The sequence below is a fragment of the Streptomyces sp. V4I23 genome (assembly GCF_030817975.1).
Taxonomy (GTDB): Bacteria; Actinomycetota; Actinomycetes; order Streptomycetales; family Streptomycetaceae; genus Streptomyces.
The window spans coordinates 182,766-205,559 of the sequence record NZ_JAUSZW010000004.1 but is presented as its reverse complement, the minus strand read 5'-3'; the positions used below and the strand labels follow the sequence as shown (position 1 = coordinate 205,559).

The following is a 22,794-nucleotide window of genomic DNA, read 5'->3' as shown; positions in this document are numbered from 1 at the left end:
CGTGTGTCAGCTCCTGCGGTTGCCGCCGACCAGGGTCTTGCCGGCCGGGATGCGGATCTCGTAGCCGCCGTCGAGGACGGCGGTGCCGCCGGCGGGCAGGTCCACCCGCCAGACGCGGGTGCCCGGGGCATGGTGCTCGGGCCCCGCGCCCTCCTCGGGTGCCGTCCAGTCGGACCGTTCCTCGATCCGGACGTCCGGTTCGGAGGTGACCGGCACCCGCTCGCGGACCTCGACGGTGACGGGCCTCGCGAGCCGGTTGGCCAGCTCCACACCGACCCGGTGGTCGAGCACGGTGGTGTTGTTGCGCAGGCCCGAGGTCGACTCGTGGAGGTTCGTACGGCGGGTGACCCGGATGCCCTCGGCAGGCCCGAGCCCCACCCGGCGGACACCGCCGGGGGCGAGCGTGGGCAGTGCGGCGGTCAGCAGGAAGTCGTCGTCGACGGTGACCTCCACCGGGCCGCCCAGCAGAGCCTGGTCGGTGGCGTTGGAGAGTACCAACGTCGCGTACACGGTCTGCTCCACGGACGGCACGCACACGTACTCGGTGCGCAGGCCGACCGGGATCTCGCCGACGGTGACGGTGTGCCAGGTGCCGTCCGACGGAATGTCGGCGCGCGCGGCGGCATCGAAGCGGTGGTCGAAGGAATCCGCCGACTCTCGGGGCCGCACGGCGTGCCCGGGCAGCGGCAGCGCGGCCACCGCCTCGGCGCGGCGGCGGTACTCGGCCGCCACCGCGTCGAAGGGAGAGTCGGGAAACAGCCGGCCTCTGCGACCGCCCTGCTCGTCGGGGCCGCACAGGACGAGGGCGGCGTAGTCGAGTTCGGCGCCGCTCGGCTGCGGCGGACCGGCCGCAGGTGCCGGAGGCGGTGACGGCACAGCACGGCCGGGAGCCGCAGGTGCCATGGCGGCGGGGGCGGCGAAGGACCTGCCGCCACGCGGCCTGCCGTCCGGTCGGGACCGGACCGGCTGCGCGAGGTCGGGCATCCCGCCGCCGAAGACCTCCGGGGAGGCGCCGTCCGCGCGGCCGGGCATCGGGAGCGCGGCGGGCGGCCCGCCGTAGCCCTGCGGTGGCGGCGGTGGCGGAACAGGGCCGGACGCGGAGCCGCCCGCGGCAGCCATGGGCGCGGAGCCGGCCCCGACAACCGCGGGTGCGGCGGTCGTGACAGGGCGAGGGCCCGCCGAGTCGTACCCGGCGAACAGGTCGGCGAGCCCCGCCGGAGGCTCGCGCCAGCCAGAAGGCGTGGGGGCAGGCTGACGGCGTCCGATCCGGATCGAGCGGAGCCTCGGCAGGTCGGTGCGGCGCCGCAGGTCGGCGGTGGCCAAGGCGATGCGCACGCCGGTCCAGTCCTCGCCGGTGCGCTGGGCGACCGAAGCGCGCAGCACCAGACGGCCGCTGCCGTCGCCCTGACGGTGGGTCAGGCGATAGGCCGGTACCCAGACGGCGCCCGGCACCCCGTACTCCAGCTCCAGCTCCACTTCCGCGTCACCGGTGCCGTCGAGGGTCAGGACCGCGGAGACCGTGGTCTCCACGTGCGCTGACGGTGCGTCGGTGGAGGCGCGGGCGAGCCTGTCCGTGGCGACGGTGAGCTCCTGCTCGACGCGGTGCAGTGCCTCCTCCAGCTCGACGAGGCGCCCGTGCAGTCCTGTCAGCCGCTCGTCGACGAAGTCGGCGAGCGTCAGCCACGCGTCGACCGGGGTGCGGCGGTGCGGGTCCTCGCGCTTGCGGGCCGGCGGGACCGGGCACAGAGCCCCGACCTCCTCGATCAGGCTCAGCTGCCGGTCCCGGCGTCCCTGCGCCGCCGCGTACGCGTCGCGCAGCCGCGAGACCTCGCGTCGCAAGTCGTCGGGCGTGCCGGAGCCGAGGGGCTCGGCTTCGACCTCCACCCGGACCTCGGTGACGCGCACCCCGGCGGTGCGAAGGACACGGGCCCGCAGTGAGCCGGGGTCCAGCGAACGGGGCAGTCCCGTCACCCTCACCCGGCCGTCCGGCGGCACGCTGCCACGGGCCAGGCGGCGGCAGACCGCGCCCTGCGCGTACACCACGACCGACTCGAGGGTCGACCCCCACCTCTGTTGTGCTGTCTCCGCCGTCATGTGCTCCGCCCCCCGCCGTGTCCATGCGGAGCGAAGCCTACGCCCGAGCGGTCCGGCGTCCGCGTCCGCGTCGGCGCCCGATGTCAGCGGCTCGTCGTACGGTCGGGGCATGAGCACGTCCGACGAAGTCCGTGAGCTCGCCCTCGCCTTGCCGGAGACGACCGAGAAGGAGGCTTGGTCCATGCCCACCTTCCGTGTCGCCGGGAAGATGTTCCTGACCCTGCCCGACGACGAGACGTCGATGGCCGTCCGATGCCCGAAGGAGGAGCGCGACGAGCTGGTCCTCGCTGAGCCCGAGAAGTTCTGGGTCGCGGACCACGAGGCGTCCTTCGCCTGGGTGCGGGTGCGCCTGGCCGCCCTCGACGACGCTGATGAGCTCCGTGCGATCGTCGTCGACTCCTGGCGCCAGGCGGCTCCGCCCGGTTTGCTCAAAGCCCACGCCGACCTCGCGCCCCCGGCATAGCGGGCCAACCGTCTCGTCGAGCAGTTCCCTGCGGGATCCCGCTGCGTCGGCCGGGGCGGCGCCTGACGGGTAAAAGCCCACGTCAGACGCCGTTTCGCATGCCTCTAGAAGAAGCCCAGCTTCTTCGGCGCGTACGACACCAGGAGGTTCTTCGTCTGCTGGTAGTGGTCGAGCATCATCTTGTGGTTCTCTCGGCCGATGCCCGACTTCTTGTAGCCGCCGAAGGCCGCGTGTGCCGGGTAGGCGTGGTAGCAGTTGGTCCACACCCGACCGGCCTGGATCTCGCGGCCGAGGCGGTAGGCGGTGTTGCCGTCCCGCGTCCACACACCGGCGCCGAGGCCGTACAGCGTGTCGTTGGCGATCTTCAGTGCCTCGTCGACCGAGTCGTACGTGGTGACGGAGACGACGGGGCCGAAGATCTCCTCCTGGAAGATCCGCATGTCGTTGGTGCCGCGGAAGATCGTCGGCTCGATGTAGTACCCGCCCTCCAGGCCGGCGACCGAACGCGGATTGCCGCCGGTGAGGAGTTCGGCGCCTTCCTTCCTGCCGATGTCGATGTAGGAAAGGATCTTCTCGTACTGGTCGTTGCTGGCCTGGGCGCCGATCATGGTGGCCGGGTCCAGCGGGTCTCCGCTGACGATGGCCTGGGTGCGCTCGACGCAGCGGGCCATGAACTCGTCGTAGATCGACGAGTGGACCAGGGCCCGGGAGGGGCAGGTGCACACCTCGCCCTGGTTGAGCGCGAACATCACGAAGCCCTCGACGGCCTTGTCCAGGAAGTCGTCGTCGTCGGCCATGACGTCGGGCAGGAAGATGTTCGGGCTCTTGCCGCCCAGTTCCAGCGTGACGGGGATGATGTTCTCGCTGGCGTACTGCATGATCAGTCGCCCGGTGGTCGTCTCACCGGTGAACGCCACCTTGGCCACGCGCGAGCTGGAGGCGAGCGGCTTGCCCGCCTCCACGCCGAAGCCGTTCACGACGTTGAGCACGCCGGGCGGAAGCAGGTCGGCGATCAGCTCGACCACCAGCAGCAGGCTGACCGGGGTCTGCTCGGCCGGCTTGATGACCACGCAGTTGCCGGCGGCCAGCGCGGGCGCGAGCTTCCAAGCAGCCATCAGGATCGGGAAGTTCCACGGGATGATCTGCCCGACGACGCCCAGCGGCTCGTGGTAGTGGTACGCGACCGTGTCGGCGTCGATCTCGGCGATGCTGCCTTCCTGGCCGCGGACCACGCCGGCGAAGTAGCGGAAGTGGTCGACGGCCAGCGGGATGTCGGCTGCCAGCGTCTCGCGGACGGGCTTGCCGTTCTCCCAGGTCTCCGCGACGGCGATCTTCTCGAGGTTCTGCTCGATCCGGTCCGCGATCCTGTTCAGGATGTTGGCGCGCTCCGTGGTGGACGTACGCCCCCAGGGGCCGGCGGCGGCGTGGGCGGCGTCCAGTGCCAGCTCGATGTCCGCCGCGGACGAGCGGGCGACCTCGCAGAAGGTCTTGCCGTCGACCGGCGAGAAGTTCTCGAAGTACCGGCCTTCCACGGGGGCGACCCAGTCGCCTCCGATGAAGTTGTCGTATTGCCGTGCGAAGCTGACGATGCTGCCGTCGGTTCCCGGCTGCGCGTACACCATGGCGGCTCTCCTCGGTGAGTGGCGGGTGTGGTGGTCCGACGGCCCCGTGCCGTCGTGACGCGGTTCACTCTCACCCCGTGAGGTTGGCGGGAGGTTGGCGTTCCGCCGGACCCTCCGCCGGACGTCAGTCGCGCAGTGCGGTGGTCAGCCGGCCGGCCGCGATCGCCCGGCGGGTGTCGCCCGGACCCAGCAGGCGCAGCGCGTGCTCGTGCACCTCCGCGTCGTACGGGGCCCGCTCCCCGTAGCGCATGGCGTGCTCCGGGCGGGTACTGGCCAGGACCGCCTCGCGTACGGCCACCTCCAGACGCGTGCGCCACTCCTCGATCCCCGGTGCCTCGGACCGGGGGAGCAGCGGACCTCGGTAGAGACGCAGTGCGGTCTCCGCGTCACCGTTGTCCAGTGCGCGCAGCACGTCGGCGGCGTCGCAGGACACGGGCGTGGTCAGGGTGTAGCGCCGGGTGGCGAGGCCGCCCCCGAGGGCCCGGCGCAGATGGGAGATCTCCGCCTTGACGGTGGATGCGGTGACGGGACGGTCGCCGTACAGGGCCTCGCGGAGCCTTTCCGGTGTGAAGCCGTCGGGTTCCAGCGTGAGCAGGGCGAGGATCTCCAGCTGCCGCGGCCGCAGGGGGAGGGGCAGGCCGTCCCGAAGGGCCTTCTCGGCGCCCAGGCAGTTCAGCCGTACCCCGTGAGGGTTGGCCCGGGACTGTTCGGGCAGCTCGGTACGGATCCGCGCCTCGATGGCGGACACCAGGGTGCGCACGGTGGACATGGCGAGGGGGTGCGAGCGGTCCCAGGTGGTGGACAGGTCCAGGACGCCGAGGACACGCCCGTCCGGGCCGTGGATCGGTGCGCAGTAGCAGACCCAGCCGTGCAGTGCCGTCACCAGGTGTTCGGCCGAGAAGACGGTGCTGGGGCGGCCGGTGCTCAGCGCGAGGGACAGGGCGTTGGTGCCCATGGCCTGCTCGTCCCACCGCCCGCCGGGCGCGAAGTTGACCTGCTCGGCCCGTCGGCGCATCGTCGGGCCGCCGCATGTCCAAAGGATCGTTCCGGACTCGTCGGTGACCGCGGTGACGAATCCGGCGTCTTCGGCGATGCTGTGCAGCTCCCCGGCGAGGTCGTCGACCGGCCGGCGCAGCGGAGAGCCTGCCCAGCGGTGGTGGACGGCGCCCTCGTCGGTGACCGGTGCGCTGTCCCGGCCGGGGTCCACACTGATCAGGGAACGGACCCAGGACTCGGTCACCTCGTGGCGCAACGCCTCGGCGTCGCCGGGCGTCGAACCCGTGGTCTTCAGACGCGGGACCCAACGGGACCACTCGTCCTCCAGCGTGGCCCTGAGCCGCCGGAGTTCACTGCGCTGTGACATGACTTCCCCTGCCGTCGAACGGGGACAACCGATTATTGTCCGCAATGACCCCGCGGGCGCAGCTGACCGGTCGGGCGGATATCCCCCTCCGAACGGGCAGGTGCAGGTCCCGCGTGCGCAGGCCTACCTTGGTGTGTGGTTTGAGGACAGTGTTTGCGGCCAATGAAGCCGTAAAATCAAGGTTGCACAAGCGTTACGGGGTTCGCGCCCCTGGGAGGTCGCATGTCGCTCAGGTCTGGCGCCGTGGTGACCAGCGGTAATGATCCGAGTGCCGACTGGAGTCGTGACGAGTGCCAGTGCGAGCTGCTGGGGCCGCAGGAAGCGAGCACCGCCGTCCGCCAGTCCGCCCGGCTGGCCAAGTTCCATGTGCCCGAGATCGTGTTCGGGCCCGGCTCGCTCACCGAGCTCGGCCACTGCGCACTGCGGCTGGGAGGCCGTCGGCCGTTTCTCGTCACCGACCCCGGGCTGATCGAGGCGGGCTGGGTGGACGAGGCGGTCGCACACCTGCGGCGTGTGGGCCTGCGCCCCGTCGTGTGGCACGACGTGACTCCCAATCCCAAGGACCACGAGATCCAAGCCGGTTTCCAGCGGTACGCGGAGAGTGGCTGCGACGTGATCGTGGGCGTGGGCGGCGGCTCCGTCATCGACGCGGCCAAGGGCGTGGCGATCCTGACCAGCAACGGCGGGCGGATCCTCGACTACGAGGGTGTGGACCAGGTGGTGCAACCCATCCCGCCCACCGTGATGGTGCCCTCGACATCGGGCACCGGCGCGGATGTGTCGCAGTTCGCCGTGATCACCGACACGACCGAGCACATCAAGATCACCATCGTGAGCCGCACCCTGGTGCCGGAGATCTCGGTGATCGACCCGCGTCTGCTCACGACCATGCCGGACTGGCTCAACGCGGCGACCGGCCTGGACGCCCTGACGCACGCCATCGAGGCGTTCGTGTCCCGGGCGCACAATCCCCTCACGGACAACCACGCCCTGCACGCGGTCGGCCTGATCACCGCGAACCTGGTGCGTACGCAGGTGCAGCCGAAGAACTTCGGCGCCCGGCTCGCCATGGCCCAGGCGTCGCTGGAAGCCGGCATGGCTTTCACGAACGCGATCCTCGGAGCGACGCACGCGATGAGCCACCAGGTCGGCGGGCTGCTCGACGCCCCGCACGGCGTGGTCAACGGCGTGCTCCTGCCGCACGTCATCCGCTTCAACGCCGAGGAGTGGCCGGAGCGGTTCGTCGCGCTCGGCGCAGCGGCCGGCATCGCGACGGCCGGCGTACCGCCGCACGAGGTGGCCGCGCAGCTCGCGGACCTGGTGCGAGGGCTGGCGGACGACGTCGGCGTTCCCAAGGGGCTGGCCAGCCTCGGCGTCGCGGAGTGGGACGTGCCCGTGCTGGCACGCACGACCATGAAGGACGCGTGCATGGCCACCAACCCCAGGGACGTCGCCGTACAGGATGTCGAGAAGCTCTTCCGCGAAGCTCTGTGAGGCGATCCAGTGAGTGTCCCTGACCGGCCCCCTCAGACCGCCGACCTGGGGGTGCTCACCGGACTGCGGTCGGGCAAGCGGTCGTTCTATCCGGCGTACGTGCGGTCCACCGAGCGGTTGGAGCGGACGGTGGAGGCGCTGGACGGGATCTCCCGCGCGCTGGTGCGTACCGCGGAGGGCCCGCGGGCCCTGGTCGAGGCGGTGGTGCGGACGGCGGCCGAGCATCTGCAGGCGCGCCGGCTGCTGCTGGCCGTGGCGGACGGCGCCTTGCGCGCGGCCCGGCCGCGGTTCCTGTTGTACGCGGACGACGTACTGATAGACGACGAGACCCTGGTGCCCGCCGAGGTGCGGGAACATCTGGAAGTCCTGCGCACCCGGCCCTGGGAGGCGGGCACGCCGGACAGCAGCCGCGGTTGGGTGCGCGCGCCGATGACACTGGACGACGAGCCCGTCGGCGGGATCGCCGCGCAGCCCGGAGTCGGCGTCGAGGTGGCGGACACCGATCTGGCGGTACTGCGGGTCCTGGCGAACCAGGCGGCCGTGGCACTGCACAACACGTTTCTGTTCCACGCGGCGACCGCCCTGCGCGGGCGGACGGAAGAGCTGTCCGAGGCGGCCGAGCGGCAGGCCCGCGACCTGGCCGCGCGCAACGCCGAGCTGGCGGCGACACAGGCCCGGCTGCTCGACGCGATGCAGCGGCAGGCACTCGACGACGAGCGGCGCCGCATCGCACGTGAACTGCACGACAGCGTCACGCAGTACGTGCTGAGCGCGGGAATGACCGTCGAGGTGTGCCGGGCCGAACTGGAGGCACTGGGCGGGCAGGCCGGTGACATCGCCGGGCGGCTGGCCACGGCCAAGGACCTCAACCGGCAGGCCGTGGAGCGGTTGCGCGCCGCGATCTACGCCTTGCACCGCACGTCGCAGGAGCCCGCGGGGCCGCTCCCGGTGATGCTGGAACGGCTGTCCACGGTGCACCTGACCACGGACCTCGACGTGCGGGTACGCGTGGAAGGCAGCCCCCAGCCGCTGCCGCCCGAGGCCGAGCAGTCGGTCCTGCGGTTGACGGGTGAGGCGCTGTTCAATTCCGCCACGCACGGCAAGGCCGGCCGGGCGCTGGTCCGGCTGAGGTACCTGCCCGACGCCGTCGTGCTGACGGTGTCCGACGACGGAGGCGGCGATCCGGCCCAACTGCGGCGCGCGCTGCGGATGTCCCGTGTCGCCGACATGTCGGGACGCCACCGCGGGCTCGCGAACATGGTCGCCCGGGCCGAGGAGTTGGGCGGCAGACTGTCCATCCGCCGGTCGGGGATGGGAGGCGTCCTGCTGCGGGTCGATGTCCCGCTGCCGGTGAAGAGCGCTCAGGAGGCAGCGGATGACCACTGAACAACGGGCGGCGGCCCCCACGGAAGCCGTACGGATCGTGCTCGTCGACGACCACGCGATCGTGCGGCACGGTCTGCGGTCGATCCTTGAGCGTGAGGGTGACCTGGAGGTGGTGGGTGAGGCGAGCACCGCCGCCGAGGCGGCCGCCGTCGTCGAACGGACGGATCCGGCGATCGTGCTGCTGGACCTGAAACTGTCGACAGGCGCGGACACCGAGGGCCTTGGGCTGTGCGCCCGGCTGACCGAGCGGCACCCGGGGCTGGCGGTGCTGGTGCTCACGACGTTCCTGGACGACGCGTTGGTGGTGGAGGCGATCCACCACGGCGCGCGCGGCTATGTGGTCAAGGACGTGGACACCACCGAGCTGCTGCGCTCGATCCGTGCGGTGGCCCGCAACGAGAGCGCCTTCGACTCGCACGCGGCCGCCGCGATGGTGCGGTCGATGCGCGTGGAGCCGGCGCAGCCGAAGTTCACCGAAAGGGAGCTGAAGGTCCTTCAGCTGCTCGCGCACGGGCTGAGCAACCGGGAGATCGGGGCGGAACTCTACATCTCGGAGACGACGGTGAAGTTCCACGTCCGCAACATCATGCGCAAGATGGACGCGGGCAGTCGTGCGGAAGTCGTGTACGAGGCCAGCAAGATGGGCGTGATCTGACGGCGGCGAGCCGGCGGCGCAGGAGGGCCGGGACCGGTGACGCCCGGTCCCGGCCCTCCCCGCGTCACGTCAGCCACCCACCGACGGACGGCCGAGGGGCAGTCCGCGTCCTCCGGTGGCAGGCGACGCCACAGGGGCCGATGGGGACATGGAACGCTCCTTCGCGTTGCGGGGCGTCTCCTTCGGGGCGGCGCAGCTCTTGAGGGCACGGGCCGGGCCCGTTGTCAGACCGGATCGAGCACCAGCCAGCCGCCGTGATACGAGGCGACGGAGAACCGGTGGCCCGTGCGGCGGCCCAGATCGGCAAGCTCGTCCTGGTCGAAGCAGCGGACGTGCCCGTACGCCGCGGTCGGCTCCTCCTCGTACGGCACGGCCACCACCACCTGCTTCCGGGCCAGCCGCAGCGCCTCCCGCACGACGGCGTCGCCGTGCCCGGGCTCCAGGTGCTCCAGGACGTGGATGACCGTGACGGTGTCCACCGAGCGGTCGGGCAGCGGCACGCGCGCGGCATCGCAGGCCAGCGTGTCCAGACGCCGTCCCCCCGCGCGGGCCACGGCGTCCAGCAGCCGCATGGTGCCCTGCGAGAGGTCCGAGGCGATCACGGTGTGCCGCCGGCTCTCGGCGAGCAGCAGGGGCAGGAAGCCGAAGCAGGAGCCCATGTCCAGCACCGTGCCGTCGGGGACCAGGTCCAGGGTGCGGCGGTACACCGGGGCGAAGCCGGCGATGGAGGAGTGCTCGGCCGGTTCGGGGGTCTGCCAGTGCTCACGGATGCGGAGCAGTGTGTTGTCGTAGAACGTGGTCCAGGCGGGCAGCGGTCCGTCCACGCAGGAGCGCACCACCCCGGTGAAGACGCGCTCGAAGATGTCGCTGCCGGACAGCCAGCCGGGGGCGAACAGTTCCTCGGCGAGCAGTCCCGCCAGGTCGTTGTCCAACTGCTCGGGGCGCAGCGAGTGGCCCAGTTCGACGCGGCGGCCCCGGCGGCGCAGGGTGAAGTGCTCGGTCCTGACGATCGGCCTCGCCGTCGCGTGGGCGTCGACACGCCTGTCGTGGATCACGCGGACCAGGTGGTCCGCGTACAGACCGGGCGTGTGCGGCGCCAAGGGGTCGATACGGCGCGCGGCGACGGCGATACGGAGACTGGGAACGCTCATGACGACGCCTCCCGAAGACGGTGCACCCCTGCGTTCATCGTCCCGTCGCCTCCGCCGCCATCCGGTGGGCCGTGCGCTGCAGACCGGCGAGGTCGGCGACCACCTGGACTCGGTCGCAGTACTCCGCGTAGCGAGGCAGGTCGCAGGCGCCCAGCCCCCATGAGTAGCGGGGTTCCGGCGTCAGCCAGACGGTCTCCCGCACTCTGCGCGTGATCTCCTCGAACGCCTCGGTCCTCGGGTCGTTGCCGTTCCCCCGCCCGTCGCCCAGCACCAGAAGGGTCGTGCGCCTGCCCAGTGCGGGGGAGTGCTCGGACAGCAACAGCTCGAACGTCCTGCCGTAGTCGGAGTTGGCGTCCACGTCGAGGAGTCCGCCGGCCGGCAGACCGTCGAAGACCAGGCCGAGCGCCCGCTCCAGAGGGTGCTCGGCGAACAGCTCGGTGATCTCGGTGGGCTCGTCGACGAAGGCGTACGAGCGGACCTGCCCGAACAGCGACTGCAGACCGTGCACCAGGTGCAGGCTGAACCGCGCCGTGGCCCTCACCGACAGCGAGACGTCGGTGAGGATCACCAGGCGCGGCTTGTCCTCGGCACGGGTCACGGTGACCGGCCGGAACGGAATTCCCTCGTAGCGCATGTTCTGGCGCATGGTGCGGGCCGGATGGACACGGCCGCGCGGCGTGCTGCGCTTCCGGCTCGTCAGCGCACCGTGCAGGGAGCGTCCCACCCGGCGCAGCGCCTCCTCCAGCTGGTTGCGTTCGTCCTCGTCGACCGTCTCGACGCGGGCGTTTTCCTCGATCCGCGCGGATTCCACGGCCACTGAGCGCAGTTCGGCCAGCCGGTCCAGGTGCCGCTTCAGCAGTTCGGGCAGTTCCTCGATGAGGCCGGCCAACTGGCGTCGCAGGGCGTCGAGTTCCGGTGCGTCGTCGGACTCGTCGGCGAGCCGGTCCAGCAGGGCGTCCTTCTGGGCGATCGTGAGCGCCGAGTCGATCGGCTTCCCGGCCGCCGCCGCGAGCTGTCCGGGAATCCCGGCGCCGTGCAGCCGCTCCGTCTCCAGTTGGACGGACGGGCCGTTGCCCCGGCCGTCGGTGCCGCCCTCCTTGGAGAGGACGATCTCGTCGGTCATCGAGGCCAGGTCGATCTTGTTGGCCTCCTGGTGCAGGTTGTACTGCTGCGCCAGGTCCTGCTGGTCGAAGAAGTCCCGGATGTCGGACGGCTTGCCGTGGCTGTGTCCCTGCTCGGGGGTGTCGGACGGCTCGTCGGAGACGGTGAACGACTCCAGTTCGCCGGTGTCCGCCAGGTCGTCGTGCTCGTGGCTGTGGCCATGGCCACCGGGCTCCCCGTCCACCGGCCGCAGCGAGAAGAAGGCGGTGAACAGCTCGTCGAACAGCGCGTGGTCGCGCCGGTCCTTCACGAGCGTCATGCGCAGTGCTTCGCGAAGCGTCTCCCGCCGGCCGAGCACCCCGGACTGAGCCGCCCCGCGCATGGCGTCCACGGCCTCCGACACGGAGACCCGCAGCCCGAACAGCCGCAGCAGGCGCACGAATCGGTGCACACCGGATTCCATGCAGGCCTCCCGTGTCAGTCGGTGCGGCGCCGCGCGACCGCGGCGAAGGAGCGGGCGCCCTGGCCGCCGCCGGCGGCGGGGCGCTGTGTCGGACCGGGGCCGGGGGCGCCGTAGTAGCCCTCGTCGTGCCGGCCCCGCTGATTCATGGCGGCCCGGACGGCGCGGCCGTCCACCTCGCCGGGCTCTCCGGGGTCGTGGTGATGCCCGTGGTGGTGGCCGTGGTGATGGTGGTGGCCGTCGTGGTGCCGGTCCGGTTCGGGCAGCACCCGGTTGGGGTCGACGAGACGCGGCAGGACATCCAGGGCGCGGTGCAGATCGCGCTCGTACTTGAGGACCACGTTGGCCGTGTCGGCGAGGACCGCCGGATCGAGTTCGTCGACGCCCAGGACGGCGAGCGTCCGGGCCCAGTCGACGGTTTCGGAGATGCTGGGGTTCTTCCGCAGCTGCAGCTCGCGCAGCCCGCGCACCACGTCCACCAACTGGCGGGCGGTGGCCTCGGGCAGTCCGGTGTCCTTGGAGCGCACGATCTCCAACTCCCGTGCCGAGTCGGGGTAGTCGAGGAAGAGATGCAGGCAGCGACGTTTGAGCGCGGCCGACAGGTCGCGGGTGTTGTTGGAGGTCAGCACCACGTACGGCGGGACCTTCGCGGTGTACGTTCCGATCTCGGGCACGGACACCTGGTACTCGGCCAGGCACTCCAGCAGGACGGCCTCCAGCGCCTCGTCGGCCCGGTCGACCTCGTCGATCAGGAGGACGGCGGGCTGCTCACCGCGGATCGCGTCGAGCAGGGGGCGCGGCGCGAGGAACCGGTCGGAGAAGAACACGCTGTCCTGCTCCTCGATCCGCCGTACGGCCGAGGCCAGGTCGGGGGCGTCGGCCGTGAGATCGCCGATCTTGTCCCGCAGCATCTGTGTGTACAGCAGCTGCTTGCCGTAGTCCCACTCGTACAGCGCCCTGCTCTCGTCCTGGCCCTCGTAGCACTGCAGGCGCAGCAGCCGGCGCCCTGTGGCGGCGGCCAGGGCCTTGGCCAGCTCGGTCTTGCCGACGCCTGCCGGGCCTTCCAGGAGCACCGGCTTGTCCAGCCGGGTCAGCAGGAAGACGGTGGTGGCCAGTCGTCGGTCGGCGATGTAGCCGTGTGCGGCGAACCGCTCGGCGACGTCGTCGACCGAAGCGAACGCGGGATTCTGAGGTGTGGCGGACACGGTTCCTCCGTCCGGGGAGACGGGGGCGGGGGAACGGCGATCCGCGTCCGTCCCCCCGGCCCCCGGGCGGGCAGGGCTCAGCTGAGCAGGTCGTCCAGGTCACCCGTCATGCAGTGCTCGACGACGGGCCGGACGGTGTCGAACGTGCACTCCTTGGCGTTGCCCGGTGTGCAGGCGTCTCCGAGGACGTGGTGGGTGATGCGGTCGACGTCCTCGGCGTCGCCCTTGATCACCTTCGCCTGCTCGTAGAACTTCGTCGGCCCCTGGCCGAGCCGGTTCTTGGAGTAGCTGTCCTGCTTAACGTCGGTGAACTTCTCCGGGATGCCGACGTCGCGCAGCAGCCGGATGCCGGCGGCGAGGGCCGCCTCGGCGGCCTGCACCTTCGTCATGCCGTGCGTGTCCACACCCATCGCCTCGGCGATGTCCGCGAACCGCTCGTAGTGGGAGGGCATGTTGAACGCCCACACCCGAGGGAGCGCGATCGCGTTGTTGAGCCCGTGGTGGGTGTCGTAGAACGCGCTGACCGCGTGCGAGATGGAGTGGATGATGCCCAGACCACCGGAGTTGAACGCCTGCGCCGCGATGTACTGGGCGTACATCATGCCCTCACGCCCGGCCAGGTCCTGGCCGTTCCACACCGCCTGCCGCAGGTGACGGGCCGTCAGCCGGATCGCGTGCAGCGCGTTGCCCAGCGACGGCTGGAAGTTGAGCCGGGAGACGTACGGCTCGGAGGCGTGCGCGAGGACGTCGAAGCCGCACTGCGCGGTGTAGTCCAGCGGGCAGTCGTAGTACAGCGTCGGGTCGTCGATGGCGAGCGAGGCCACCGAGGCGTCGTCGAAGGCGACGTACTTGTGCGGGTTGTCGGGGTCGGTGGTCGTGTCGGTGATGACGTACGCCCACGAGGTCTCCGAGCCGGTGCCGGCCGTGGTGGAGACCGCGATGTGCGGCGGGTTCTTGGGGTTCTCGGACTTGTTGAAGCCCTCGAAGTCGTTGACGTTGCGGCCGTCGTGCGCCACCGAGATGCGGGCGCCCTTACAGGCGTCGTGCGCCGAGCCGCCGCCGATGGAGACGAAGGAGTCGCACGTGTTCTCCTGGTACAGCGCCACGGCGTCCATGACGTTGTAGTCCTTGGGGTTCGACTCGACCTTGTCGTACAGCACGACCTCCAGGCCGTGGTACCTCAGCGACTCGACGATCTTGTGCACGGTGTCGCTGCCGCGCAGACCCGTGGTCATCACCAGCACCCGCCGGAACCCCAGCTTCTTGGCCTCCGGGCCGATCAGCTCATGGGCGCCCGGGCCCATCAGGGCCCGCGGGAAAGGGTGGAATTCCTTGATCGGGAACGGCTTGAGAAGTTCTTCGACCTGCATGATCGCGACTGTCCTCTCCGCGCGGGTGGGCCGCGCGTACTGCGTCGACTGCTCCGTGACCGGGGGCGCAGATGTCCGGGGTGGAGCACGGACGTGCCGGAAGTTCGTGGCGTGACTCACCTTCCGGGAACGCGTCGCGGGGCGATACCGATCGCCCGGATGGCGGCTGGGCGCGAACGGACGGGAAGCACCCTGTCCGATCGGACGGGGCGTGCGGGGGACACCGGAGGCGGCGCACGTGCACCTGTCCGACCGGACAGGAGGAGGGCGGCCGAAAGCAGGGCGAGACGCTGCGCGCCCCGCCGTAGCGTCGTTGTGGCCGGTCACCGCATTGCTGCGGCCGGCCCACCCCTTCAACTCCCCTTCCACCCAGGAGGTTTGCCATGCAGGAGCAGATCCGTTCCGCCGACGAGGACACCGCTGCCGCCGTCGACGACGTCAGGGAGGAACTCCTCGTCGAAGAGGTCTCCATCGACGGCATGTGCGGCGTCTACTGAGGCCGGCGGTCATGCCCTCCACCCCAGCGGCCCGGGCGGGCGCGACGTTCGACACGACGCGCCCCTACCGGCTGAACCCCTCCGTCGCGCTGCGCCCGGAGCCGTTCGGAGCGCTCGCCTACCACTTCGGCAACCGCCGGCTGTCGTTCCTGAAGGCACCGGAACTCGTCGAACTGGTACGAGGGCTCGACCGGCACCACAGCGTCGGGGACGCCCTCGCGGGCGTCCCCGACGTCCGGCGTGGCGCCTTCCTGAGCGCGCTGGCCTCGCTGGCCGCCGCCGACATGATCATTCCTCGGAGCAGTGGAACCGGAGCCCCGTGATGACCACCTTCCAGGACACCCGGCACGCCGAGCGCGTGCCCGCCCTCGTCGAGCAGTTCAAGGGAGGCTTGCACGCCCCGATCTGCCTGACCTGGGAGTGGACGTACGCCTGCAACCTGTCCTGCGCGCACTGCCTGTCCTCGTCCGGGCGGCGCGACCCCCTGGAGCTGTCCACGGACGAGATCAAGTCCGTGATCGACGAACTCCAGCGCATGCAGGTCTTCTACGTCAACGTCGGCGGGGGTGAGCCGACGGTCCGCCCCGACTTCTGGGAACTGCTGGACTACGCGATCGCCCACCAGGTGGGCGTGAAGTTCTCCACCAACGGCCTGCGACTGACGCCCGAGCGGGCCCGGCGGCTGGCCTCCACCGACTACGTCGACGTGCAGATCTCCCTCGACGGAGCGACCCGGGAGATCAACGACGCGGTCCGCGGCCGCGGCTCGTACGACATGGCCGTGCGCGCCATGGAGAACCTCGCCGACGCGGGCTTCGAGGACTTCAAGATCTCCGTGGTGATGACCCGTCACAACGTCCCGCAGCTCGACGACTTCGCCGCGCTCGCCGACGGGTACGGGGCCCAGCTGCGGATCACCCGGCTGCGGCCGTCCGGCCGCGGCGCGGACGTGTGGGACGAACTGCATCCCACCGCCGACCAGCAGTACCAGATCTACTCCTGGCTCGTGGGACACGGCGACCGCGTGCTCACCGGAGACTCCTTCTTCCACCTCAACGCGCTGGGTTCGGCCCCGATACCCGGACTGAACCTGTGCGGAGCCGGCCGGGTCGTCTGCCTGATCGACCCGGTGGGGGACGTCTACGCCTGCCCGTTCGCCATCCACGACGCGTTCAAGGCAGGGAACGTCCGCTCACCCGGAGGCTTCGACCGGGTCTGGCGGGACTCGGAGCTCTTCGCCGAACTGCGCAGACCCTCCTCCCAAGGCGCCTGCTCCGGCTGCCCGGCGTACGACACCTGCCAGGGCGGCTGCATGGCCGCGAAGTTCTTCACGGGCCTCCCGCTGGACGGCCCGGACCCGGAGTGCGTCAAGGGGCACGGCGCCGCCGCACTCTCGGGCGTGGACCGGGCCGCACTCCCGAGCCAGGGCAAGGACCACTCGCACCGCACCGTGCCGCTGGGCATGCCCGCGGTGAGGACGAGCCGCCCGGACCGCCTCTGCGACGAGAGTCCGCTGAGCGGGACGGGGCTGCGGTGAGTGCCCGGCCGGGCGGTCAGGTCGGTGAACGGACCAGGGGGACCAGTGACGACGACAGAAGAGGACGGTCATGAGCGGATGGTTCGAAACGGTTGCCGAGGCCCAGCGCAGGGCGGGTAAGCGGCTGCCGAAATCGGTCTACAGCGCGTTGCTCGCCGGTTCCGAGAAGGGCACTTCCTACGACGACAACACCACGGCCTTCGGAGAACTGGGGTTCGCGCCGCACGTGGCCGGTCTGTCGGCGAAGCGGGACCAGTCGACGACGGTCATGGGCGAGCAGATCTCGCTGCCGGTGATCATCTCCCCGACGGGCGTCCAGGCGGTGCACCCCGACGGCGAAGTGGCCGTGGCCCGCGCGGCGGCCGCGCGGGGAACGGCGATGGGGCTCAGCTCGTTCGCGAGCAAGCCGCTGGAGGACGTGGTGGCGGCCAATCCGCAGACGTTCTTCCAGATGTACTGGATGGGGTCCAAGGACGCGATGCTGCGACGCATCGACCACGCGCGCACCGCCGGGGCCAAGGGGCTGATCGTCACCCTCGACTGGTCGTTCTCGCACGGCCGTGACTGGGGCAGTCCGAAGATTCCGGAACGGCTCGACCTGAAGGCGATGGCACGGTTCGCGCCGGAGGCGCTGTCACGCCCGCGGTGGCTGCTGGACTTCCTCGCGTCGCGCCGGCTCCCGGACCTGACCGCGCCGAATCTCGCCGAGTCCGGGACGGACGCGCCGACGTTCTTCGGCGCCTACGGCGAGTGGATGCAGACGCCGCCCCCGTCCTGGGACGACGTGCGCTGGCTGCGCGAGCAGTGGGACGGCCCGTTCCTGCTCAAGGGCGTGTGCCGGGTGGACGACGCCAGGCGGGCGGTGGACGCCGGAGTCAGCGCGATCTCGGTGTCCAACCACGGAGGGAACAACCTCGACGGCACTCCGGCACCGATACGCGCCCTGCCGGCCGTCGCGGACGCGGTCGGCGGCCAGATCGAGGTCCTGCTGGACAGCGGCGTCCGACGCGGCAGCGACGTGGTCAAGGCGCTGGCGCTCGGAGCGAAGGCCGTGATGATCGGCCGCGCCTATCTGTGGGGCCTGGCGGCGGGTGGACAGACCGGAGTGGAGAACGTGCTCGACATCCTGCGCGGAGGCATCGACTCGGCCCTGCTGGGGCTCGGTCGTTCGTCGGTCCACGAGCTGACCCGCGACGACGTGGTGATCCCGCCCGGGTTCACCCGCACGCTGGGAGCGCTCTGAGATGCGACCCGACCGCGGCCCCGGGAAGAGGGCGCCATGACGTCGCTGGCCCTCGCGGACCTGAGCTGGCCGGAACTGAAGGACCGCCGCCCCGTGGTGCTGCTGCCGCTCGGCTCCTGCGAGCAGCACGGCCCGCACCTGCCACTGGACACGGACACCGCGGTGGCCTCCGCCGTTGCCGAGCGGGCAGCCGCCCGCCTGCGCGGCGAACTGGACGTGCTGGTCGCGCCCGCGCAGTCGTACGCGGCCAGCGGTGAACACGAGGGCTTCCCGGGCACGGTGTCCATCGGTCACTCCGCGCTGCGCCTGCTGGTCACGGAGACCGGCCGTTCGATGCTGCGCTGGGCGGACCGTCTGGTCGTGGTGAACGGGCACGGAGGCAACCTGACCAGCCTGGCCGAGGCGGTTGCCGGGCTGCGGGGCGAGAGCAGGAACGTCGCCTGGTGGCCGTGCGTCCCGCCGGGCTCCGACGCCCACGCAGGCCGTGCCGAGACCTCCATGATGCTGCGGCTGCGGCGAGCGGCCGTACGCGGCGAGCACGCCGTCGCCGGGGCGACCGATCCCGTCCACCTGTTGTGGGACCGCCTGGTCGCCGAGTCCGTGCAGGGCGTGAGCCCGTCCGGAGTCCTGGGCGACCCGGCCGGGGCCTGCGCCCGCGAAGGCGAACAGTTCCTGGAGAGGATGGCGGACGGTCTGGCGGACGACGTGCGTGTGTGGCGGGTCTCCGGGCAGGGCCGGCTCGGGGTGGCCGAGCGCAATCCGGTCACCGCCCGCGCCGGAGCCTGGCGATGACCGGCCGACGGGTCGCCGTCGTCACCGGTGCCGCCCGGGGGATCGGGGCGGCGACCGTGCGGACGCTGGCACGTGGCGGCTGGGCCGTGGTGGCGGTGGACCGCTGCGCCGACGATCCGGACGTGCCCTACCCGCTGGCCCGGCCCGGACAACTGGAAGCGCTGGCGGGGGAGTTCCCCTCGGTCCGTGCGATCCGTGCCGACGTACGCGACGCGGCCGCGCTGCAGGCTGCGGTGGAGACGGCCGAGACGGAGTACGGCGGCCTCGACGCCGCGGTGGCCGCGGCGGCGGTGATGCTCGGAGGGACTCCGGTGTGGGAGCAGACGGACGCGCAGTGGCGGACTCTGCTCGACGTGGACGTCATGGGAGTGGCCGGCCTCGCCCGCGCCGCCGTGCCCGCCCTGTTGCGCAGGCCGCAGCCCCGCCACGGCCGGTTCGTGGCCCTGGCCTCGGCCGCCGCGCACCGCGGGCTGTGGGGGCTCGGGGCCTACTGCGCGGCCAAGCACGCCGTTGTCGGCATGGTCCGTGCCCTCGCCTGCGACCTGCGTGGCACAGGCGTGAACGCGGTCGCCGTGTCACCGGGTTCCACCCGGACGGACATGCTGTACGCCACCGCTGACCTGTACGGGCTGCCGGATGCCGAGCGGCTCGCGGAGCAGCAGCTCGTCGGACGGCCGCTGCATCCCGACGAGGTGGCGGCCGTGGTCGGCTGGGCCTGCTCGGCCGACTCCTTTGCCGTCACCGGGTCGGTACTCCACGCGGACGGAGGGTTCACGGCATGACATCGCCCGCGCGGCCGCGGCCGCACACAGAGCCGGGCATCCCGTTGCCGTCCCCGCCGGACACCCCGCTGCCCGACGGGTTCGCGGTCGAACTCGCCGCCGGCATCCACCGGTCGCACAACGGGCGGCTGATGCTCGGCGGCTCGCCACCGCGACTGATCCGGCTGACCGCCACGGCGGCCCGCCTGCTGGCCGGCGGACGGCTCACCGTCACGGACCCCAAGATCGCGGCGCTCGCCCGGCGGCTGCTGGATGCCGGGTTGGCCCACCCACGCCCCCTGCCGTCCCCGGTGCGTGACACCACGATCGTGATCCCCGTACGCGACCGCGCCGACCAACTGGACCGGCTGCTGACCGCTCTGCGTGCGGACCCGCCGACCTCGGCGCTGCCCGTGCTGGTCGTGGACGACGGCTCCGAGGACGCGGCGGCCCTGGCCCGTGCGGCGCGCCGGCCGGGCGTCCGGCTGCTGGTCCACCGGCACAACCTCGGCCCGGCGGCGGCCCGCAACACCGGCTTGCGCAACGCGGGGACCGCGTATGTGGCGTTCTGCGACTCCGACGTGGTCCCCGAACCGGGGTGGCTCGCGCCGCTGCTGGCGCAGTTCGCCGATCCGGCGGTCGCTCTCGCCGCACCACGCGTGGTCGCGCTGCCGGTGCCGGAGCCCGGTCTCCTGGACCGGTACGAGGAAGTCCGCTCGCCGTTGGACATGGGGGTGAAGGAAGGTCCGGTCGTACCGGTCTCCGGGCTGTCCTACGTTCCGAGCGCGACCGTCGTGGTCCGCCGCGGCGCCGTCGGGGGCGGCTTCGACGAACGCATGCGGGTGGGAGAGGACGTCGACTTGTGCATGCGGCTGCACCGTGCGGGCTGGCGGCTGAGATACGTCCCCGACGCGCGCGTGGCCCATCACCACCGCACCGGGCTGCGCGACTGGCTCACCCAGCGGGCCGCGTACGGCACCGGCGCGGCCGATCTCGCACTACGGCACCCGGGACAGGTGGCGCCGCTGTACGCCGCACCCTGGTCGCTGGTCGCCTGTGCGCTGCTGCTGCGCGGCAGAGCCGGTCCGGCCGCCCTGGCGGCAGCCCTGGCCGGGGTGACCGCCGTACGGCTGGCGCGACGTATGCCCGACGCCGACGATCCGCGTCGTGCGGGCGTTCTGCTGTCGCTCGCCGCGCTCCGTGGAACCGCCGAGCAACTCTTGCGCTGTGCCACCCGGCACCACTGGCCCGTCGCACTGGCCGGGGCCGCCGTCAGCCGGCGTGCGCGGTACGTGCTGGTCGCCGCGGCCCTCGCCGAGGGGCTGGTGGATCACCGTCGATCGGGTACGTCGCTCGGGCCCCTCGAGCACGTGGCGATTCATCGCCTCGACGACCTCGCCTACGGCTGGGGCGTATGGCAAGGGGCCCTGCGCCGCAGGACGTCCGCACCGCTGAGACCTCGTCTGGCCCTGCGCGCGTCGAACTCCCGGTCGCGCAGACCCTAGCCGTGCCCGCACTCGCCAACCTCCCGCCAACCCGTTCCCGTCACTGTGAAACCCCGTGGCGACCTCGCTGCTCTCTTTGGGCCGCACATGGTCCGCACTCACCGCACTACTGGAAGGCCTCGGATGTCTCCGCGCTCTGATCACCACGTCCGTCCCGGAAACCCGCTCGCCGCCGGCTCACGAGACGACGCGGCGCCAGGACCGCAGGAAGGGGACGCGGCCGGCCGTCTGGCGTTCTGGGCGGAGAAGGCCGGGCGGCTGCACTGGGATACCCCGTGGAGCCAGGTCCTGGACTGGTCGGACGCGCCCTTCGCCCGCTGGTTCGTCGGCGGCAGGCTGAACGTGGCGTACAACTGCGTCGACCGGCACGTCGAGGCCGGGTACGGCGATCAGGTCGCCTTTCACTGGGAGGGCGAGCCGGGCGACACCAGGACGATCACGTACAGGGAGCTCCGGAGCGAGGTCTGCAAGACGGCCAATGCCCTGACCTCCCTCGGCCTGACCGCCGGGGACCGGGTCGCGATACAGCTTCCGATGATTCCCGAGGCGGTCTTCGCCATGCTGGCCTGCGCCCGGCTCGGCCTGCCGCACAGTGTGGTGTTCGGGGGGTTCTCCCCGGCCGCCCTGCAGTCACGGATCGAGGACGCCGAGGCCCGGCTCCTCATCACGTCGGACGGGCAGTACCGCCGGGGCAGGGCGGAACCGATGAAAGCGCACACCGACGAGGCGACGAAGAACACTCCTGGTGTCGAACACGTCCTCGTCGTACGGCGCACCGGAGGTGAAGTCCCGTGGACGCAGGGCCGCGACCTGTGGTGGCACGACCTGGTGGACGCCATGCCCCACGAGCACCGGCCGGAGCCCTTCGACGCCGAGCACCCCTTGTTCATCCTCTACACCTCGGGCACGACGGGGAAGCCCAAAGGCATCCTGCACACCAGCGGCGGCTACCTCACCCAGGTCGCGTACACCCACAGCGCCGTCTTCGGCCTCGCACCGGAGACCGACGTCTACTGGTGCACGGCGGACATCGGCTGGATCACCGGCCACTCGTACATCGTCTACGGGCCGCTCGCCAACCGCACGACATCCGTCATGTACGAGGGCACACCCAACACACCGCACGAGGGACGGCACTTCGAGATCATCGAGAAGTACGGCGTCTCCGTCTACTACACCGCTCCCACCCTCATCCGCACCTTCATGAAGTGGGGCGAGCACATCCCCGCGCGCTACGACCTGTCGTCGATCCGCCTGCTCGGCAGCGTGGGCGAACCCATCAACCCCGAGGCGTGGCGGTGGTACCGCAAGCACATCGGCGGTGGCCGGGCGCCGGTCGTGGACACCTGGTGGCAGACCGAGACCGGCGCCGTCATGATCTCGCCGCTGCCCTACGGGCCCACCCCGAAGCCGGGATCGGCGCAGGCCCCTGTGCCGGGCATCTCCGCCAAGGTCGTCGACGACCAGGGCAAGGAGGTCGCCAAGGGCAGCAGCGGCTACCTGGTGCTCGACCAGCCCTGGCCGTCCATGCTGCGCGGTGTGTGGGGCGACGAGGAGCGGTACCGGGAGACGTACTGGTCCCGTTTCGCCGAGCACGGCTACTACTTCGCCGGCGACGGCGCGCGGTACGACGACGACGGGGACATCTGGCTCCTCGGCCGGGTCGACGACGTCATGAACGTCTCCGGGCACCGGATCTCCACCGCCGAGGTCGAGTCGGCGCTCGTCTCGCACGCCGCGGTGGCCGAGGCGGCGGTGGTCGGCGCATCGGACGCGACCACAGGGCAGGCCATCGTCGCCTTCGTCATCCTGCGCGGCGGTGAGCGGTGGCGCGGCGTGGCGGAGGAGGAGGTCGTTGCGGCGCTGCGCGAGCACGTGGCACAGGAGATCGGCCCCATCGCCAAGCCGCGGCAGATCATGGTGGTCCCCGAGCTGCCGAAGACCCGGTCCGGGAAGATCATGCGCCGACTGCTGCGCGACATCGCGGAGAACCGCGAGGTCGGTGACGTCACCACGCTCGCGGACGCCTCCGTGATGGACCGCATCAACGCCGGTCCCACCGGCGCAACCCGGTCCGCCGACTGACTCGGCCCCG

Annotated in this window: 19 protein-coding genes; 12 read left to right on the top strand and 7 right to left on the bottom strand. The window is 71.5% G+C overall.

Going from position 1 to position 22,794, the window contains the following annotated elements; genetic code table 11:
* Nucleotides 1–6: 6 nt before the first annotated feature.
* Nucleotides 7–2,094, bottom strand: coding sequence for a DUF4139 domain-containing protein (locus QFZ82_RS03200; RefSeq protein WP_307711647.1), 2,088 nt, complete (start codon nt 2,092–2,094; stop codon nt 7–9).
* 109 nt (nt 2,095–2,203) lie between these two features.
* On the opposite strand from QFZ82_RS03200, the gene QFZ82_RS03195 reads away from it, so the two are divergent.
* On the top strand, nt 2,204–2,557 hold the full coding sequence (locus QFZ82_RS03195; RefSeq protein WP_307711646.1) for an MmcQ/YjbR family DNA-binding protein: 354 nt from the start codon (nt 2,204–2,206) through the stop codon (nt 2,555–2,557).
* Nucleotides 2,558–2,661: 104 nt separating this feature from the next.
* On the opposite strand, the gene adh is transcribed toward QFZ82_RS03195, so the two are convergent.
* Nucleotides 2,662–4,179, bottom strand: coding sequence for an aldehyde dehydrogenase (gene adh / locus QFZ82_RS03190; protein WP_307711645.1), 1,518 nt, complete (start codon nt 4,177–4,179; stop codon nt 2,662–2,664).
* Nucleotides 4,180–4,303: 124 nt separating this feature from the next.
* Nucleotides 4,304–5,542, bottom strand: a complete 1,239-nt coding sequence (locus QFZ82_RS03185) for a helix-turn-helix domain-containing protein (protein ID WP_307711644.1) — start codon at nt 5,540–5,542, stop codon at nt 4,304–4,306.
* A gap of 222 nt (nt 5,543–5,764) precedes the next feature.
* On the opposite strand from QFZ82_RS03185, the gene QFZ82_RS03180 reads away from it, so the two are divergent.
* The 3 genes from QFZ82_RS03180 to QFZ82_RS03170 are packed head-to-tail and all read left to right on the top strand — an operon-like array spanning nt 5,765 to nt 9,077.
* Nucleotides 5,765–7,036, top strand: a complete 1,272-nt coding sequence (locus QFZ82_RS03180) for an iron-containing alcohol dehydrogenase (RefSeq protein WP_307711643.1) — start codon at nt 5,765–5,767, stop codon at nt 7,034–7,036.
* A gap of 9 nt (nt 7,037–7,045) precedes the next feature.
* Entirely contained in the window at nt 7,046–8,422 is a 1,377-nt protein-coding gene (locus QFZ82_RS03175; protein ID WP_307711642.1) for a sensor histidine kinase, read from the top strand.
* Entirely contained in the window at nt 8,412–9,077 is a 666-nt protein-coding gene (locus QFZ82_RS03170) for a response regulator transcription factor (protein ID WP_307711641.1), read from the top strand. The genes QFZ82_RS03175 and QFZ82_RS03170 overlap by 11 nt, the downstream gene beginning before the upstream one ends.
* A 224-nt stretch (nt 9,078–9,301) precedes the next feature.
* Here the strand turns inward: QFZ82_RS03170 and mftM are convergent, their stop codons facing one another.
* The 4 genes from mftM to mdo form a co-directional block, all read right to left on the bottom strand.
* Complete coding sequence (gene mftM / locus QFZ82_RS03165) at nt 9,302–10,228, bottom strand: mycofactocin oligosaccharide methyltransferase MftM (RefSeq protein ID WP_307711640.1); 927 nt, start codon at nt 10,226–10,228, stop codon at nt 9,302–9,304.
* 34 nt (nt 10,229–10,262) lie between these two features.
* The gene (locus tag QFZ82_RS03160; RefSeq protein WP_307711639.1) at nt 10,263–11,792 is read right to left on the bottom strand and encodes a VWA domain-containing protein; all 1,530 of its coding nucleotides are present in this window, start codon (nt 11,790–11,792) and stop codon (nt 10,263–10,265) included.
* A gap of 14 nt (nt 11,793–11,806) precedes the next feature.
* Nucleotides 11,807–12,994, bottom strand: coding sequence for a MoxR family ATPase (locus tag QFZ82_RS03155; protein ID WP_307711638.1), 1,188 nt, complete (start codon nt 12,992–12,994; stop codon nt 11,807–11,809).
* Nucleotides 12,995–13,071: 77 nt separating this feature from the next.
* The gene (gene mdo / locus QFZ82_RS03150) at nt 13,072–14,364 is read right to left on the bottom strand and encodes an NDMA-dependent methanol dehydrogenase (RefSeq protein WP_307711637.1); all 1,293 of its coding nucleotides are present in this window, start codon (nt 14,362–14,364) and stop codon (nt 13,072–13,074) included.
* 383 nt (nt 14,365–14,747) lie between these two features.
* Here mdo and mftA point away from each other — a divergent pair, with 383 nt between their 5' ends.
* The 8 genes from mftA to acs all read left to right on the top strand — a co-directional run bounded on the left by mftA (nt 14,748) and on the right by acs (nt 22,784).
* On the top strand, nt 14,748–14,861 hold the full coding sequence (gene mftA, locus QFZ82_RS03145) for a mycofactocin precursor MftA (RefSeq protein WP_307711636.1): 114 nt from the start codon (nt 14,748–14,750) through the stop codon (nt 14,859–14,861).
* Between the two features lie 11 nt (nt 14,862–14,872).
* Nucleotides 14,873–15,184: a mycofactocin biosynthesis chaperone MftB gene (gene mftB / locus QFZ82_RS03140; RefSeq protein ID WP_307711635.1), complete on the top strand. Its 312-nt coding sequence runs from the start codon at nt 14,873–14,875 to the stop codon at nt 15,182–15,184.
* Complete coding sequence (mftC, locus tag QFZ82_RS03135) at nt 15,184–16,398, top strand: mycofactocin radical SAM maturase (RefSeq protein ID WP_307711634.1); 1,215 nt, start codon at nt 15,184–15,186, stop codon at nt 16,396–16,398. The genes mftB and mftC overlap by 1 nt, the downstream gene beginning before the upstream one ends.
* A gap of 70 nt (nt 16,399–16,468) precedes the next feature.
* The gene (mftD, locus tag QFZ82_RS03130; RefSeq protein WP_307711633.1) at nt 16,469–17,641 is read left to right on the top strand and encodes a pre-mycofactocin synthase MftD; all 1,173 of its coding nucleotides are present in this window, start codon (nt 16,469–16,471) and stop codon (nt 17,639–17,641) included.
* Nucleotides 17,642–17,677: 36 nt separating this feature from the next.
* Nucleotides 17,678–18,433, top strand: a complete 756-nt coding sequence (gene mftE, locus QFZ82_RS03125; protein ID WP_307711632.1) for a mycofactocin biosynthesis peptidyl-dipeptidase MftE — start codon at nt 17,678–17,680, stop codon at nt 18,431–18,433.
* A complete protein-coding gene (locus QFZ82_RS03120; RefSeq protein WP_307711631.1) occupies nt 18,430–19,215 on the top strand; it encodes a mycofactocin-coupled SDR family oxidoreductase in 786 nt (261 codons plus the stop codon). Before mftE ends, QFZ82_RS03120 begins: the two co-directional genes overlap by 4 nt.
* Nucleotides 19,212–20,699 (top strand): mycofactocin biosynthesis glycosyltransferase MftF, encoded by a 1,488-nt coding sequence (gene mftF / locus QFZ82_RS03115; protein ID WP_307711630.1) that lies wholly within the window; start codon nt 19,212–19,214, stop codon nt 20,697–20,699. Before QFZ82_RS03120 ends, mftF begins: the two co-directional genes overlap by 4 nt.
* Nucleotides 20,700–20,822: 123 nt before the next feature.
* A complete protein-coding gene (gene acs / locus QFZ82_RS03110; protein WP_307711629.1) occupies nt 20,823–22,784 on the top strand; it encodes an acetate--CoA ligase in 1,962 nt (653 codons plus the stop codon).
* The last annotated feature ends 10 nt before the right edge of the window (nt 22,785–22,794 follow it).

What these genes read in the sequence shown, in the direction of transcription:
- mdo (WP_307711637.1), bottom strand. Translation starts at nt 14,364, where the DNA reads ATGCAGGTCGAAGAACTTCTCAAGCCGTTCCCGATCAAGGAATTCCAC.
- QFZ82_RS03170 (WP_307711641.1), top strand. Translation starts at nt 8,412, where the DNA reads ATGACCACTGAACAACGGGCGGCGGCCCCCACGGAAGCCGTACGGATC.
- QFZ82_RS03185 (WP_307711644.1), bottom strand. Translation starts at nt 5,542, where the DNA reads ATGTCACAGCGCAGTGAACTCCGGCGGCTCAGGGCCACGCTGGAGGAC.
- mftA (WP_307711636.1), top strand. Translation starts at nt 14,748, where the DNA reads ATGCAGGAGCAGATCCGTTCCGCCGACGAGGACACCGCTGCCGCCGTC.
- acs (WP_307711629.1), top strand. Translation starts at nt 20,823, where the DNA reads ATGTCTCCGCGCTCTGATCACCACGTCCGTCCCGGAAACCCGCTCGCC.
- QFZ82_RS03160 (WP_307711639.1), bottom strand. Translation starts at nt 11,792, where the DNA reads ATGGAATCCGGTGTGCACCGATTCGTGCGCCTGCTGCGGCTGTTCGGG.
- QFZ82_RS03120 (WP_307711631.1), top strand. Translation starts at nt 18,430, where the DNA reads ATGACCGGCCGACGGGTCGCCGTCGTCACCGGTGCCGCCCGGGGGATC.
- mftB (WP_307711635.1), top strand. Translation starts at nt 14,873, where the DNA reads ATGCCCTCCACCCCAGCGGCCCGGGCGGGCGCGACGTTCGACACGACG.
- adh (WP_307711645.1), bottom strand. Translation starts at nt 4,179, where the DNA reads ATGGTGTACGCGCAGCCGGGAACCGACGGCAGCATCGTCAGCTTCGCA.
- mftC (WP_307711634.1), top strand. Translation starts at nt 15,184, where the DNA reads ATGACCACCTTCCAGGACACCCGGCACGCCGAGCGCGTGCCCGCCCTC.
- QFZ82_RS03195 (WP_307711646.1), top strand. Translation starts at nt 2,204, where the DNA reads ATGAGCACGTCCGACGAAGTCCGTGAGCTCGCCCTCGCCTTGCCGGAG.
- QFZ82_RS03180 (WP_307711643.1), top strand. Translation starts at nt 5,765, where the DNA reads ATGTCGCTCAGGTCTGGCGCCGTGGTGACCAGCGGTAATGATCCGAGT.
- QFZ82_RS03200 (WP_307711647.1), bottom strand. Translation starts at nt 2,094, where the DNA reads ATGACGGCGGAGACAGCACAACAGAGGTGGGGGTCGACCCTCGAGTCG.
- mftD (WP_307711633.1), top strand. Translation starts at nt 16,469, where the DNA reads ATGAGCGGATGGTTCGAAACGGTTGCCGAGGCCCAGCGCAGGGCGGGT.
- mftE (WP_307711632.1), top strand. Translation starts at nt 17,678, where the DNA reads ATGACGTCGCTGGCCCTCGCGGACCTGAGCTGGCCGGAACTGAAGGAC.
- mftM (WP_307711640.1), bottom strand. Translation starts at nt 10,228, where the DNA reads ATGAGCGTTCCCAGTCTCCGTATCGCCGTCGCCGCGCGCCGTATCGAC.
- mftF (WP_307711630.1), top strand. Translation starts at nt 19,212, where the DNA reads ATGACATCGCCCGCGCGGCCGCGGCCGCACACAGAGCCGGGCATCCCG.